Below are 526 nucleotides of genomic sequence, written 5' to 3' on the forward strand. Positions count from 1 at the left end.
TTCGAGCTCGCCCTCACCGTCAGCGACGACGCGCTGATTCCGGCGCCCAGCTGCAGTACCGGCTGCGCCGCACCGGAATAGCTCTCGCTGATCTCCAGCTGGCCGTACCCGGCGTTGAACACGAACGTATCGCTGCCGCCATCGCCGACCTCGACATCGCTCCCACCCTTGCCGTCGAACAGGTCTGCACCCAGCGATCCGTAGAGCGTGTCATTGCCCGTTGTGCCCGTCGTCTCCATCCGGACCAGTTGCGCCGCTGACAGCGCCGTGCCGTCGGCGAACTGCACCTGCTGCACACCGTACGGGCTGAGTCCGAGCATGTTGTCCAGCGTGATCTGGTCACCGGCAACGCCATCAGTCAGCACCAGCCCCGAGCCGTTCGAGCTCGCCCTCACCGTCAGCGACGACGCACTGATTCCGGCGCCCAGCTGCAGTACCGGCTGCGCCGCACCGGAATAGCTCTCGCTGATCTCCAGATGGCCGTACCCGGCGTTGAACACGAACGTATCGCTGCCGCCATCGCCGG

General features: G+C 66.2%; 1 protein-coding gene. It reads right to left on the reverse strand.

Annotation, left to right across the window (positions count from 1 at the left end):
• On the reverse strand, positions 1-526 hold a 526-nt coding region (locus PQQ51_RS34375), incomplete at both ends, for a calcium-binding protein (RefSeq protein ID WP_408501630.1).

It is taken from the genome of Paraburkholderia xenovorans, from assembly GCF_046030735.1.
GTDB lineage: Bacteria > Pseudomonadota > Gammaproteobacteria > Burkholderiales > Burkholderiaceae > Paraburkholderia > Paraburkholderia xenovorans_A.